Annotated in this window: 15 protein-coding genes and 1 pseudogene; 2 read left to right on the top strand and 14 right to left on the bottom strand. The window is 34.6% G+C overall.

Features of this window, described 5'->3' with window-relative positions:
• Positions 1-87: 87 nt before the first annotated feature.
• From DPQ31_RS06870 to DPQ31_RS06820, 11 genes and pseudogenes are all read right to left on the bottom strand, one after another.
• Positions 88-2217, bottom strand: coding sequence for a sigma 54-interacting transcriptional regulator (locus DPQ31_RS06870; RefSeq protein WP_000491359.1), 2130 nt, complete (start codon positions 2215-2217; stop codon positions 88-90).
• 144 nt (positions 2218-2361) lie between these two features.
• Positions 2362-2610 (bottom strand): biotin/lipoyl attachment domain-containing protein, encoded by a 249-nt coding sequence (locus DPQ31_RS06865; protein ID WP_000291046.1) that lies wholly within the window; start codon positions 2608-2610, stop codon positions 2362-2364.
• Between the two features lie 27 nt (positions 2611-2637).
• Entirely contained in the window at positions 2638-2928 is a 291-nt protein-coding gene (locus tag DPQ31_RS06860; protein WP_000762558.1) for an SAV0927 family protein, read from the bottom strand.
• A 17-nt stretch (positions 2929-2945) separates the two neighbouring features.
• Positions 2946-4220: a Glu/Leu/Phe/Val family dehydrogenase gene (locus DPQ31_RS06855; protein ID WP_015000270.1), complete on the bottom strand. Its 1275-nt coding sequence runs from the start codon at positions 4218-4220 to the stop codon at positions 2946-2948.
• A 185-nt stretch (positions 4221-4405) separates the two neighbouring features.
• The gene (locus DPQ31_RS06850; RefSeq protein WP_000521244.1) at positions 4406-5755 is read right to left on the bottom strand and encodes an APC family permease; all 1350 of its coding nucleotides are present in this window, start codon (positions 5753-5755) and stop codon (positions 4406-4408) included.
• A gap of 418 nt (positions 5756-6173) precedes the next feature.
• Positions 6174-7142 carry a class 1b ribonucleoside-diphosphate reductase subunit beta gene (nrdF, locus tag DPQ31_RS06845; protein ID WP_001203010.1) on the bottom strand — a complete coding sequence of 323 codons (969 nt, stop codon included), beginning with the start codon at positions 7140-7142 and terminating at the stop codon, positions 6174-6176.
• Between the two features lie 94 nt (positions 7143-7236).
• On the bottom strand, positions 7237-8187 hold the full coding sequence (locus tag DPQ31_RS06840) for a ribonucleotide reductase large subunit (RefSeq protein ID WP_073990709.1): 951 nt from the start codon (positions 8185-8187) through the stop codon (positions 7237-7239).
• A 382-nt stretch (positions 8188-8569) separates the two neighbouring features.
• Positions 8570-9697: pseudogene (locus tag DPQ31_RS06835) on the bottom strand (ribonucleotide reductase N-terminal alpha domain-containing protein); the annotation flags it as partial.
• The gene (nrdI, locus tag DPQ31_RS06830; protein WP_000959449.1) at positions 9684-10043 is read right to left on the bottom strand and encodes a class Ib ribonucleoside-diphosphate reductase assembly flavoprotein NrdI; all 360 of its coding nucleotides are present in this window, start codon (positions 10041-10043) and stop codon (positions 9684-9686) included. The pseudogene DPQ31_RS06835 and the gene nrdI, both read right to left, overlap by 14 nt.
• A gap of 476 nt (positions 10044-10519) precedes the next feature.
• Positions 10520-10837, bottom strand: coding sequence for a hypothetical protein (locus DPQ31_RS06825; protein ID WP_000502191.1), 318 nt, complete (start codon positions 10835-10837; stop codon positions 10520-10522).
• Positions 10838-10862: 25 nt separating this feature from the next.
• Complete coding sequence (locus DPQ31_RS06820; protein ID WP_000344286.1) at positions 10863-11057, bottom strand: hypothetical protein; 195 nt, start codon at positions 11055-11057, stop codon at positions 10863-10865.
• A 245-nt stretch (positions 11058-11302) separates the two neighbouring features.
• Between DPQ31_RS06820 and DPQ31_RS06815 the strand changes: the two genes are divergently transcribed.
• Positions 11303-11881, top strand: coding sequence for a GNAT family N-acetyltransferase (locus DPQ31_RS06815; RefSeq protein WP_000619578.1), 579 nt, complete (start codon positions 11303-11305; stop codon positions 11879-11881).
• A gap of 36 nt (positions 11882-11917) precedes the next feature.
• Here the strand turns inward: DPQ31_RS06815 and DPQ31_RS06810 are convergent, their stop codons facing one another.
• Complete coding sequence (locus DPQ31_RS06810; RefSeq protein ID WP_000264990.1) at positions 11918-12520, bottom strand: histidine phosphatase family protein; 603 nt, start codon at positions 12518-12520, stop codon at positions 11918-11920.
• Between the two features lie 91 nt (positions 12521-12611).
• A complete protein-coding gene (locus DPQ31_RS06805; protein ID WP_000461687.1) occupies positions 12612-12758 on the bottom strand; it encodes a hypothetical protein in 147 nt (48 codons plus the stop codon).
• A 239-nt stretch (positions 12759-12997) separates the two neighbouring features.
• On the opposite strand from DPQ31_RS06805, the gene DPQ31_RS06800 reads away from it, so the two are divergent.
• Complete coding sequence (locus DPQ31_RS06800; RefSeq protein ID WP_001165081.1) at positions 12998-13183, top strand: YkvS family protein; 186 nt, start codon at positions 12998-13000, stop codon at positions 13181-13183.
• Between the two features lie 48 nt (positions 13184-13231).
• Here the strand turns inward: DPQ31_RS06800 and queF are convergent, their stop codons facing one another.
• A complete protein-coding gene (gene queF, locus DPQ31_RS06795) occupies positions 13232-13729 on the bottom strand; it encodes a preQ(1) synthase (RefSeq protein ID WP_000918895.1) in 498 nt (165 codons plus the stop codon).
• Positions 13730-13743 lie beyond the last annotated feature (14 nt).

The raw sequence follows: 13743 nt of genomic DNA, 5'->3' as shown, positions 1-13743 counted from the left end.
GTGAGATGATAGTACTTGCCAACCACGAATAGCGGAAAACTCGCTAAACTAACAAAAAAGGAGAAGTCTATGTGACCTTCTCCTTTTTTAGGAATACGAGATTATATCAGTTGGCATTCCTTTTTCACTGACAATCCTTTGATATTTTCGACTCACTGAAGATTGGCTAATGCCAAGAGCTTTTGCTGCCTTAGTCGTTGTTTTATACTGCTTCATTGCAAGTAAAATCAATTGTTCTTCTACAGAATGTAGTGCTTCTTGTAACGGTAATACTCTCGTAATAACTGGTTTTGATTTTTTAAAGTCATAACCGGGGGTTAAAAACTTACTAACAAACTCAGCTTCAATTACTGGATCGTCTGCTGATACTACTAAACGTTCAATCATATTTTGTAATTCACGTACATTTCCTGGCCATGAATAAAACTCTAGTAAGTTAAGTGCATCCGGAGTTAAATGATAGTTTTTATTATATTTTTCATTTAACTGTTGTAAAAAATGAAAAGCGAGTACTGGGACATCTTCCATTCGCTCTCGTAGAGGAGGCACTTGCAATGGAATTACATTTAAACGATAAAATAAATCTTCACGGAACGTTCCTGCCTCTACCATCTTTTCCAGACTTTTATTTGTAGCGGCAATAATTTGTACATTTATTTTCGTAGGTATTGTACTTCCAATAGGAATTACTTCTTGTTCCTGCAGGACCCTAAGCAATTTCACCTGCAAATGTAGAGGCATTTCTCCAATTTCATCTAAAAATAAAATACCTTGATCAGCTCGCTTGAAATATCCTTCTTTTCCATTTTTATCTGCTCCTGTAAAAGCACCTTTCGTATAACCAAATAGTTCACTTTCTAACAAAGTTTCTGGAATTGCACCACAATTTAATTTTAAAAATGGCTTTGCAGATCGCTTTCCAAGTTGATGAATTGCTTGAGCAATTACTTCCTTCCCGACGCCCGATTCTCCGGAAATAAGAACATTGGAAGAGAAATCTGCTATTTTTTTAGCTTGGTTTATAATTTGCTCCATTTTCGGACTACAGTAAATAAGTTTCTTAAGAAAACGATCTTTATTTTTAAAATCATCTAATTCCTTCTTATATTGCTCTGATATTCTCTTTATTTCATGTAATTCCGTCTTTAATCTCGTAGCTTCTGTAATATCCCTTGAAGCAATAATAATACGATGAAGCTCTCCGTTTTCATCAAATACAGGATTTCCAACTGCCAATATTTTTCTTCCACTTTTTGTTTCTTGTACAACTGATACCTTTTTTTGTTGCTCCAATACTAATCGCGTAACAGATGGACTAAATAACCCTTTCTGTTCTAAGTCTAAAAGGTTTTTACCTAAAAGATCCTTCAAATTACTCCCCCAAAAATCATTAATAACGGTTTCACTGTAACGAATTAATTCCCCTTTATGATTAACAACTAATATTTCATCATAAATACTAGACAAAATTGCATGCAAATCTTTGTTTAAATCCTTTATATATTCAATTTCCATTGCCATGTCCTCAACCATCGGCAAATCTTGTACGATAATAACCATTCCTTCAATATTTCCATCAAAGTTTGGAATGGGACTGTAGTCAACTAATACACCCATCTCATTTGTGATTTGTAATTGATTCAAAATTGTCTTTCCCGTTGCAAATACGTTATTAATATGTCCTTCGTTAAAAATTTGTTCTGCTGGTACATTCATTACTCTTTCAGGTGTAGATTTAATCATCTTCAAACCAGATTCATTGCAATTTACAATTTTCTTTTCACGATCCACTACAAAAATCCCCATTGGAATAGACGTTAAAATAATTTTTAATATATCAACACTCTGATTTTCTTGTTTAAATAGTTCTGCAAAAACATCTTCTCTTCTTATATATCCTATTAACTCATCCATTTCATTTTTCACTATCGCAATCGGCGCTCCAATAATTTGAAACAGAGCTGTTAAAGAAATATTTTTACTAAGATAACATATTGTATCTAGCGAAACTGCATTTGCAAGCAATGCCTTGGAATGTAAGTCCTTACTGTTTGATAGCAGATCCTTGACATGAACGTATGCAAATAATTTCTCTCCCCTTTTTAAAAATAGAAAAGGTTCTTTTATATTTTCAACGTCTATATTCCATTCCTTTTCGGATTGATCGATAGGTAGAGAAACAATAGGTCTAATTTTATTACGAGCAATGGAAAACATTCTGCTATTCCTCCTTTGGGCTACTTAATTTGTATTGTATCATTAAATACAGATTTTTTTAATTAATCTGAAAATAAAACATTCTTTCCTTTACTTAATAAAAAAAGGAAGATGAGCACCTCCATCTTCCTCATTGTTCTATCATTAATCACTACCACTAACGAAAAGGTCTTCTTGAATATAAGCTAATACCATACCTGGAATTACTTTATCTCCTGCCTCTACTTCTAAAGAGTGAACTTCTCCGCTACATCCCATCTTAATTACTTCCAGTTTACCATTCATATCTTTAATCGAAAATAATGGCTCCCATTCATAAACTCGAGAATCCTTAACAATAGAAACTTTTTCAATTGTTCCATAGCATGGACTCGTAATAATATCATAGTACATAATCAATCATCCCCTTCTTTTATTCTATTAATATTGCTCTTCTAACCTTTGTGACTGAAGAATCATATAAAAAAAGCTTTGAAACTCTTCTATGTCTTCAATCTCAATTCCTAACCTCGGTGCCCAATATTGTTCCTCTACAATATCTTCTTGACTTAACAAAATCATTCTCCCATTTTGAATAGAGGTAACCATTGCTTTTCCAAGAAACTGTTGTGAATACGTAACAGCTATATCGTAACGATGACTTTTCGACAAAACACAATAATAACCGATTGGTTGTCTCTCCACTTCTTCTAATAAAATATCCAGTTTCATTTGAGCCCTCCTTTAGGTTAAAAATGCAACCAACCTCTTAGGCGCGATGCTTCTACAATCTTACGAACTCCTTCAATATAAGCAGCAATTTTCATATTTACTCCAAAGTGTTTTGAAGTGTCAAGTACGTTAGAAAAACTAGATGTAATTTTCTCTTTTAAACATTGATCAACATATTGCTCTGTCCAATAATATCCTTGATTATTTTGACACCATTCAAAATAAGAAACAATAACCCCACCCGAGTTTGCTAAAATATCTGGAACAACCAAAACTCCCTTTTCTTCTAACATCGTTATCGCCTCTTTTGTTGTTGGACCATTTGCAGCCTCAATGATAATCTTACATCCAAGCTTTCCTGCATTATGTTTCGTAATGACTCCCCCAATTGCCGCTGGAATGAGTACATCACATTCTTTTTCTAACAACTCCTGATTAGAAATTGTTTTACTAAAAAGATTCGATACTACACCGAAAGAATCTCTGTTTTCTAATAAATAAGGAACATCTAAGCCGTCTGGATTATAAATTCCTCCTATAGCATCTGATACCCCAACTACTTTCACACCAATATCATATAAATATTTCGCCAAATACCCTCCAACATTCCCAAATCCTTGAATAATAACTCTCATATTTTGTAATGGAATTTGTTTTAACTCACTTACTAACTGAAGCGTATACAATACACCTTTAGAAGTTGCTGTTTCCCGTCCTTGTGATCCTCCTAGCATTAATGGTTTCCCGGTTATAAAGCCTGGAGAGTCAAACTCCCTAATATGGTCATATTCATCTAGCATCCAAGCCATAATTTGCGCATTTGTGTACATATCAGGAGCCGGAATATCTTTCGTCGGTCCCACAATTTGACTTACTGCCCTTACATACCCACGACTCAATAACTCTAATTCTCTAAAACTCATCTCCTGTGGATTACAAATAATCCCGCCCTTTGCGCCTCCATATGGCAGTCCTGTCACTCCACATTTCAAGCTCATCCAGCCAGCAAGTGCTTTTACTTCTTCTGCCGTAACATCTGGATGGAATCTAATACCACCTTTCGTTGGCCCAGCTGCGTCATTATGCTGAGCACGATACCCTTGAAATACCTTTGTTGTTCCATCATCCATACGAACAGGAATACTTACTTCTAAAAAACGCATTGGTTTTTTCAGAAATTCAAATACTTCGTCTGGATAATGTAAAAAATGAAGCGCCTCTTTTAATATAGCTTGAAATTCCTCTAAAGGATTTTCAACCTCACCTGTATGTTTTTCTGACTGAATCGGCACGATAACACCCCGCTTTTTATTTTTACTAATTATACAAAGCAATAATCGTGCCAAGTGAAAATGCTACGATAATCATATTGTGTCACCCTCCTACTTATGACGCTTTGAATGACTTATGCAATACTGCATGATTATTAAATATAAAAAGCAAAAGACATCGGGATTTATCCGATGTCTTTTGCTTTTTACATTTCCTGCACTTCTTCAAAATGCATTTGCGGAGGAGCTAAGCGGAACATATTTGTAATATATAAAAGGTATCCCATTCCAATAGCAGCCCAGCAAATACCGAGAATAAGTGAATGAACATTGAGATTAAACCATAGTACTGCTACAGTACCAGCACCTAAAATAGGCATCACTAAAAAATTTAAACAGTCTTTTATCGTTTTATATCTTTTTTTCTTAATTACATAGTAGGAAATTACAGATAAATTAACAAATGTAAATGCAATAAGCGCTCCAAAATTAATAAGTGATGCTGCCGTTTCTAAATCAATGAATATCGCAGAGAGTGAAATAACTCCTACAATAATAATGTTATATACTGGCGTTCGCCAACGAGGATGAATGTATCCGAATATTTTTTTCGGAATGACATTATCTCGCCCCATTACGTACAATAATCTAGACACACTTGTATGAGAAGCTAAACCAGACGCGAGTGTCCCCATAAGCGTTCCTACTAAAAAGAAAGCTTGAAATAGTTTTCCACCAACATATAGCGCAATTTCTGGAGACGCTGATTCTTTATCTTTAAATACAGATGTATCTGGAAAGAAAGATTGTGTAAAATACGTAGTTGTAATGAATAAAACTCCACCGATTAAAGCAGTAAGAAAAATAGCCCGAGGTATTGTCTTCCTCGCGTTTGGTGTCTCTTCCGAAAATGTAGTTACTGCATCAAAACCTAAAAATGAAAAACAAAGAATTGTTGCACCTGCAACTAACGGTGATATTTGTATATCTGATTGAAAAAACGGCTGAATGGAAAAAACTTCTCCTGTTCCCTCTCCCGCTAATAAACCTTTTATAACTAGAAAAACAAACACGGCCATTACTAGCACTTGAAATATTACTAAAAACGTATTGAAGTTAGCAGTAACATTTACGCTAATAACATTTATAAGTGTAATCAGTAGAATAAAACCAATGACCCATATCCAATTAGGAACACTTGGAAAAAATGCTGACAAATAAATTCTCGTTAATAGTGCGTTCACCATCGGCAGAAACAAATAATCCAATAATGCGGACCATCCAACAAGAAACCCAAGTCTTGCACTAATTGTTTTCTGTGTATACGTATAAGCTGATCCTGCGGTAGGAAAAACCTTTACCATTTTGCCGTAGCTTGCAGCGGTAAACAACATCCCTGCTAATGCAATCAAATAAGCTCCTGGAACATGTCCACCCGTTTTTTCCGAAACGATTCCAAACGTATCAAATCCAACCATCGGTGTCATATACCCGACCCCTAGCATAACAATTGACCAAAGTCCTAATGAACGTTTTAAACCAACTACTTTTCCCACCTATCATTCCCCCTACTTTCTCTATCTCATTTTCATTTGAAAATTGACAGCAAAAAGGAAACGCTTTCAAATAGCTGTATACATCACACCAACTATTACAGTTCCCTTTTGTTTTTAAATATCATGCAATTTTCGAGCCAAAATGTATGTAATTAAAAAATTCAATTCGAAAGAAAACATATAGGTGGAATGAGGCCTCACTTCTTCTCATTTTTTATTCATTTTGACATAAGTTATTCAATCTCTCATACTGCTAAATATAAAAAATAAAACTTTAATTCGTGTTTTTTATTTTCACTCCCTTACAAATTTGGCTTTTATGAGATAGGAATATTTCCATGAAATAATAACATTATGTAAACTATCCATAGAAAAAAGCTGTCTTTTCTATAAAGACAGCTTTTTCTATGACACGATATTAAAAATTGAATGCGAAGTCATCGTCAGATAACTTTTCAACGTTCGTTGCTTTTACGTAACCATTTCCTTTTACAGAGAAGAAATCATGGTTTTTCGTATCTGTACGTAGACCATTTAAAACGATTGGGTTAATTTCTTCTTCTTCAAACTTCGGCTCAAGTCCTAAATTCATAAGTCCTTTATTCGCATTGTAGCGAACGAAACGATTTACATCATCTACAAGACCGATTGAAGTGTAAATTTCTTCTGTGTATGCCATTTCAATTTCATATAGTTCCATTAATAACTCTTGCGTTTCTTTTTGCACTTCTTGTTGATCTTCTGCAGAAAGCTCTGCGAAAAGTTGTTGTGCTAAAATACCGACGAATACGCCGTGAATGGACTCATCACGAATGATTAGATTAATAATTTCACCACTTGCCGTCAATTTACCTTGACCTGCTAAGTAAAGTGGATAGAAGAATCCACTATAGAATAAGTAACTTTCTAAGAACACACTTGCTACCATTGCCATGTATAACTCTTTTTTCGTTACTTGAGGCTTTAATAAACGACGATAGTAACGAGTAATAATACCAGCCTTTTTCTCAAGTAATGGATGATTGTCTACCCATTCAAAAATATCATCAATTTCTTCTTCCGTAGCTAACGTTGTAAAAATATGACTGTAACTCTTCGCATGTACTTCTTCCATAGCTCCCATGAAAGCTAATACACTTTTTGCTTGTAAATTTTCAAGATGAACAAGTACAAGTGGCATCCCTTCGCCACCTTGTTTCGTATCTAAAAGTGTTAAACCACCTAATACACGCTTATAAGCAATTTGCTCTTCTTTTGATAATTGTGCCCAAGTATTTTTGTCAGAAGACACCGCGATTTCTTCTTCTGTCCAAAACTGAGCGATGTTTTGCTTCCAAAACATTAAACTAAAATCATCTTCCTTTTTGTTCCAGTTTACCGCACGCATTCAATCGCCCCTTCTCTAAATAAACATGAAAAATTGATAACTAAGCATGAGCAGGGTTCAGAAAACCCTGCTCATAATGTCTCACTTTTTTATATTAAACGGTACAAGCTACGCACTCTTCCACGCTTAATTTACGTGTTCTCGTATAATACAGACTCTTTAAGCCTTTTTTATGTGCATAGATGTAGTAACGTGCTAACTCACGTGTTGAAATATCACTATTAACATAAAGAATTGTACTAATTCCTTGGTCAATATGCTCTTGAATTTCTGCAATTAAATCAATTAATTTAAACTGATTCATATCGTAAGAAGATTTATAATACCAGAACGTATCTTTTGATAAATACGGCATTGGATAATATGTTGTCGCATTCGCATACGTTCTTGATTCGATTTGACTTACGATCGGCATTACGCTTGAAGTTGCATTTTGAACGTAACTGATAGATTGTGTTGGAGCGATAGCAAGACGGTATGAATTATATAATCCATTCTTCTGCACTTGCTCTTTTAAACTTGTCCAATCTTCTTTTGTTGGAATATGAATTCCTTCAAATAGTTGCTGAACTTTTTCAGTTACTGGGCTGTAATCTGTCGTTTCATACTTCTCAAAGTATGTGCCGTTCGCATAATCAGACTTATCGAAGTCTTTAAATGTTTCGCCTTTTTCTTTAGCGATTTCCATACTTTTCTCAATAGAGTAGTAATTTAACATCATAAAGAATGTACGTGCGAACTCTTTCGCTTCTGCACTTTCATAACCGATTTTATTTTTTGCTAAATATCCATGTAAGTTCATTGCTCCAAGTCCAACTGAATGAAGCTCATCATTTGCTTTTTTCACAGTTGGTGCATTCGGAATGATTGTCATATCAGAAACAGCTGTTAAAGCTTCCATTCCTGCATGAACTGCTTCACGAATTTCTTTATTTTCCATTACATTTACGATATTTAGTGATCCTAAGTTACAGTTAATATCGCGGCGGATAATGTCATCTGTACCGTAATCATTTATTTCAGAAGTTTCTTGTAGCTGGAAGATTTCTGTCTCGAATGTTCAACCGAGTTCGCTACTCCTCAGTCCGTTGCTCATGCAACTGCTGTATGTCACCATACAGGACAGACTATATCATCACCTACAGCATTACCTGATTAGGTGCTCCGCTTTTCGAACGCCAATCACTTGCGCTCTACTCCCATAAGGGATAGTCGTTAGGCTTTTACTTATCTTAATCTTTCAGAAAGTCTCTTATTACTTTATGTTGTCCGATCACTCTGCTATACAAAATAATAAGATACATTCTGAACTTTTCTATTTTCATTCTAAGATAAGATTTAGCACGGTAGGTTACCTCAAACTTGAGGCTTTCCCCGTTTAACGGAGTTTTCGACTAGCATTTCTACTAGAAGGTGCTACATATTTAACACAAGTTCGACATCTTCACAGTTCCAATATCCTTCAGTGGATGCTGATTATTTGCATTTGATTTAAACATTAAGTATGGATAACCAGACTCAAGCTGAATCATTGCGATTTTAATAAGCATATCACGTGCACTAATATCTAGCGGCTTCTTCTTCACTTTCGGATTGCTCATTAATTCATCGTACATTTCATCAATGTCAATATCATCTAAATGCTTGCCATATTCTTTAAACACCGTATAAGGCGCGAAAACATGGAAAGGTTCGTTTTTTTCAGCAAGCTCAAAGAACTTACTTGGAACGATAATTCCGATTGATAGAGACTGAATACGGCTCTTCTCGTCGGCATTTATTTTCTTTGTATCAAGGAATTCGATAATATCCCAATGGAAGATGTTTAAGTATACTGCACCAGCACCTTTTCGTTGGCCAAGTTGATTCGCATATGAAAACGAATCTTCAAGCAATTTCATAACAGGTACTACACCACTTGCAGCGTTATCAATACCTTTAATTTGCTCACCACGTGCACGTAGCTTAGATAAGTTTAAAGCTACTCCCCCGCCAATTTTTGATAATTGCATTGCAGTATTAATGTTAAAGCCGATTGAATTTAAGCTATCGTCCATCTCTAACAAGAAACAAGACACCATCTCTCCTCTTCTGCTTCTTCCCGCATTTAAAAAGGTTGGTGTCGCTGGTTGGTAGTTTTGTTTTACAATCATGCTTGCGAATTGTTTTGCCTTCGCAACATCACCGCGTCCTAAGTATAATGACACAATTGCTACACGATCTTCATAGCTTTCTAAGTATTGTTTTTGATCATTCGTTTTTAACGCATAATCTTTGTAGAACTTAGATGCTGCCATATAAGATTGGAATTCGAAGTTTTCACCATAAGCGATGTTATATACTTCTTCTACTTCCTCCAAGCTATACTCGTCCAGAACGTTGTAATAGTAATCATGTTCTTTCATATACTCCATTCGCTCTGCCACGCTATTAAAAGGAACGGTATTCTCTCTAGCTTCTTCCATAAAGACTTCTAATGCCTCTTTATCTTTATGAAGCTGATAAAAACCGTCCTGCATTTGCGTGATTTCATTATTCAGTTCAATGTGTCGCAATCTCCCGCACCCTTTCCTTAAAATATTCTACATCGTTATTTGTTCCTGATAACTCAAATTTTGATACAATAGGCACTTCATATTTAGCAGAAATTTTGTCAGCACTTGCACCGAACATGTCTCCCCAGTTACGATTGCCGCTTGCAGATACGCCTTTTAATTTGTCATTATTGCGCTCTAAAAATTCTAAAACACGTTCTGGTACATTGCCAAAACCTGTTGTATACGTAATAAGAATAAAGTCTTCATCTATTACTAGATCTTCACCAATTTGAACGGCCGGCATATTTAATTTGTGAATGAAACGCTTCACGTTTCCTGTCATAGAATCATATGCAACTAACATTTCCGACCCTCCCTCTCCAATCTATACTCTTTGTATGTCGTTTCTTGATTTCTCTATATATTGTATTACGTTTCAAAACAAGACACAAGATATATGTATAAATTCTTTCTTTTTTTAACTTTTACTTTTCGACAAGACCGCCGATTTTTTTCAATACAATGACTATGAAACAACATTCTAAAACTCATGTCAATAAAGTGCTTTTCAAAAAAGTTGTCAACGAATTTAACCTCATTTTAAAAAAAGTTAACAATATATTTTGTCATAAAACGGCAAATGCTGGAGGAATATATTTCTCCAGCATCACGCAAAAAAGAACAGACATGAAACGATAATCTGTTCTAACAAACGATTACATTTATCAATTTTACTTTATTAAATATTATACATATACTTTCGTTGCTCGTTACATAATAAAAGATAACTATTATAGAAAAAGATTATTATTATGGCGTTTCAATTTATGTATGAAAAGTTTATTCAGAGTGCTCAATACGCAAAATATCTTTTACAAATATGTGATGCGGATTCTCATCTTTATCAAGCATTGTACATACAGGAGCTTCTTCATCAAAGTATACGATCATTCCTTCTACGTACTCATATGTCTGTTGAACTTGTACAGTTACTTTAATTTCTGCCGCTTGCTCATGCGCCCTTTTTATTTTCTGAAGCATTTTTGTTGAACATTTTCGTTTCTCTGGATACATAACCATTCCCATACATCTATTTCCGGCTCTATCTTTCCACATATAATCCCAATGCGGTAAAATGCCTTGTTTAAAATCGCCCATAATTCTCCTCCCCTTTATCTTCTATTTATGAACGTGGCGTTTTTGAATATGTATAAATTACCTGTCCGCCGCGTTGTGCGTTCCCAATAATATGTTTAAAATCTTCTCGACTTACTACAACTTTCCTAAACGTATAAAATACATCTTTCGTTACAACATACTCCTTTATCTCACCATTTTTCAGCTGATCCAAAATTGTATTTGCTAATTGTTCATCCATGTATTTCACCTCTATGCAATATTTTATTTTATCGTATCTTTTATCGGTCAACAACTGTAAATTTTTCCTGTTGCTATGCCTTCATTTCATTTTCATTATTTTACAAGCAGTATTGCTTTATTATATGTCCACTAAATATCATATACTAACATAGCTACTTCTCTATATCAAACATTTTGGCATTCAATCATACAAAGTTCCATACCACTATGTTACAATATATAAATAGAACTAGGAGGGATACTATGATTCGGAAAGCAACAAAGACAGATGCAAAGGCAATATCTCCTTTATTGTATAATGCTCTGCATGAAATTGCTGAAAAAATCACTGGTAGCACAGTTGAAGCAAATGTATTACTAGGACTTGAAAAATGGTTCGTAAAAGAAAATAATCGATTGAGCTATGAAAACTGTTTAGTGGCGGAACAAGATGGTAAGGTAGTTGGGGTTATTGTCGCTTATCACGGTAGTGACGTTGAACAACTTGATGCACCAATCATACGCCACTTAAGAGAACTACATGAAGATGAATCCATTACGTTAGAAAAAGAAGCTGAACTTGATGAGTATTATATTGACACGTTGTCAGTTTCAAATATGTACGGCGGACGTGGCATTGGCTCTAAGTTAATCGATGCAGCTGAACTTCATGCAGCTGAAACAGGTTATGAAAAAATCGCCTTACTTGTTAATTTAGAAAACAAGCGTGCTTTTTCACTGTATGAAAAACTAGGTTACAACAAAGATAAAACCGTAATGCTCGTTGGCGAACCTTATGCTCATCTAATAAAACCATTACGTACATTGGTTTCTATATCTTAAAAAAAAGCACACGATTTTATATAAAATCGTGTGCTTTTAAGTTAATTTTGTATTTAATACACTTCCACTCATCGCCTCATGGAACGTATACTTTGTATATCCCCACGGCTTTCGATGAAAAATAGGAGGTCCAGACCATCCCATCGCCCTCAGTTCCGCACCAATCATGGCATTAAAATAGCTATGTCCTACTATCGCGATTTTCCCGTGCACCATTGCATAGTGATGTAACATGTTAGCAGCTTCTTTTGCCCTTCCCCTTGCTTCCTTATACGACTCAACATCTTTATGATACCCAACCATCCATAAAGCACGTCCAATAAAAAACCAAGTCCCCGGCTTACATTTAAACCATTCTGGTGCAAAAAAACTTGACGGTACTTCTACTTCCCTAAACAGAGAATTTTGCACAAAGGACAAAGAATTCATTAACTCCGCTGCTGACTGTACAGCACGTCTTTGATCACTCGATACAATTAAATTTGCCGATTCTACTGCCTCAATTGTTTCAATCGGTATGTTACATTCCCTACTCATACTATCTACATCATATCTCTTCAGCCATTCATGAAATGAAGTAATTGTCATCGGTTCTATAGTACTATTCAAGCGACCATGACGAATAAAAGATATCCACATTCTTTTCACTCTCCATTCATCACTTACGAACTATATTATGTACTATTTCTTACATTCATCATAACATGCTGAAAATAAAAGTTACATATTGTTACATATCTCCGCCACTACTATGAGTAACTGAAGCATCTATTCCATCAAAATATGTATTCGTTTCATGTTGACGAATTTTCTTCAACTGTGTATAAGAAAATAAATATAAGAACAAAGCTATAAAGATCCCCATAATTTCAAACATTATTTTACCGCTCCTATTTCCCCATATTAAACAGACCAACATCCATTTTCATTATAAAGATATAAACACTTTTTCTCCAGCATCATATGAAATATGGATATTATCTTACAAAATATGAATATTTTTCGACTTTTTCCTTTGAAAACATTTACAAAACAGGAAACATAGTTCAAAATAAAGGAAAATAAAAAATCCCAAATTATTCTTTTTTGGAAAAACTGTAACAAGGAGAGTTGCTTATGCAGATCGCAGAAACTGGAGATATCATCGAATTTAAAGGTGGAATGCAAGGCCGTGTTCAAAAGGTAAATCAAAACTCTGTTATTGTTGATATAACAATTATGGAGAATTTTAGAGAACTAGATATGGAACCTCTTACAGTTGTAAGTCATAAAAACTATACTGTCATTAATCAAAATGCATAATATAATAGAAAGAAAAGTCCTGTATACTATACAGGACTTTTCTTTCTATTAACGATTATCAATCGTTTCCGGATATAGATCGTGGTTCATCATACGGTAATCTGCCATTTGTTCATACTTCGTTCCTGGTCGACCGTAGTTGCAATATGGATCAATTGAAATACCACCACGTGGTGTGAATTTACCCCATACTTCAATGTAACGCGGATCCATTAATTTAATTAAATCATTCATAATTACATTCATACAATCTTCGTGGAAGTCACCGTGATTGCGGAAGCTAAATAAATATAACTTTAAAGATTTACTCTCTACCATTCTTTGTTCAGGAATGTAGCTAATATAAATTGTTGCAAAGTCTGGTTGTCCTGTTTTCGGACATAAGCTTGTAAATTCAGGACAATTGAATTTTACAAAGTAATCACGGTTTGGATGGTTATTATCAAATACCTCTAAAATTTCTGGGCTATATTCAAATAAATATTTTGTATTTTGATTTCCTAATAATGTTACATCTTTTAAATCTTCATCTAATCTTCCTGCCATTTTAAACATCCCTT

The organism is Bacillus sp. COPE52 (genome assembly GCF_003355115.1).
GTDB lineage: Bacteria > Bacillota > Bacilli > Bacillales > Bacillaceae_G > Bacillus_A > Bacillus_A toyonensis.
Note: the sequence above shows the minus strand (reverse complement) of the source record. Positions and strands in the feature narration are given on the sequence as shown.

Coding starts and splice junctions, on each gene's coding strand:
- DPQ31_RS06870 (WP_000491359.1), bottom strand. CDS start 2,217: ATGTTTTCCATTGCTCGTAATAAAATTAGACCTATTGTTTCTCTACCT.
- DPQ31_RS06865 (WP_000291046.1), bottom strand. CDS start 2,610: ATGTACTATGATATTATTACGAGTCCATGCTATGGAACAATTGAAAAA.
- DPQ31_RS06860 (WP_000762558.1), bottom strand. CDS start 2,928: ATGAAACTGGATATTTTATTAGAAGAAGTGGAGAGACAACCAATCGGT.
- nrdF (WP_001203010.1), bottom strand. CDS start 7,142: ATGCGTGCGGTAAACTGGAACAAAAAGGAAGATGATTTTAGTTTAATG.
- nrdI (WP_000959449.1), bottom strand. CDS start 10,043: ATGTTAGTTGCATATGATTCTATGACAGGAAACGTGAAGCGTTTCATT.
- DPQ31_RS06825 (WP_000502191.1), bottom strand. CDS start 10,837: ATGGGCGATTTTAAACAAGGCATTTTACCGCATTGGGATTATATGTGG.
- DPQ31_RS06820 (WP_000344286.1), bottom strand. CDS start 11,057: ATGGATGAACAATTAGCAAATACAATTTTGGATCAGCTGAAAAATGGT.
- DPQ31_RS06815 (WP_000619578.1), top strand. CDS start 11,303: ATGATTCGGAAAGCAACAAAGACAGATGCAAAGGCAATATCTCCTTTA.
- DPQ31_RS06810 (WP_000264990.1), bottom strand. CDS start 12,520: ATGTGGATATCTTTTATTCGTCATGGTCGCTTGAATAGTACTATAGAA.
- DPQ31_RS06805 (WP_000461687.1), bottom strand. CDS start 12,758: ATGTTTGAAATTATGGGGATCTTTATAGCTTTGTTCTTATATTTATTT.
- DPQ31_RS06800 (WP_001165081.1), top strand. CDS start 12,998: ATGCAGATCGCAGAAACTGGAGATATCATCGAATTTAAAGGTGGAATG.
- queF (WP_000918895.1), bottom strand. CDS start 13,729: ATGGCAGGAAGATTAGATGAAGATTTAAAAGATGTAACATTATTAGGA.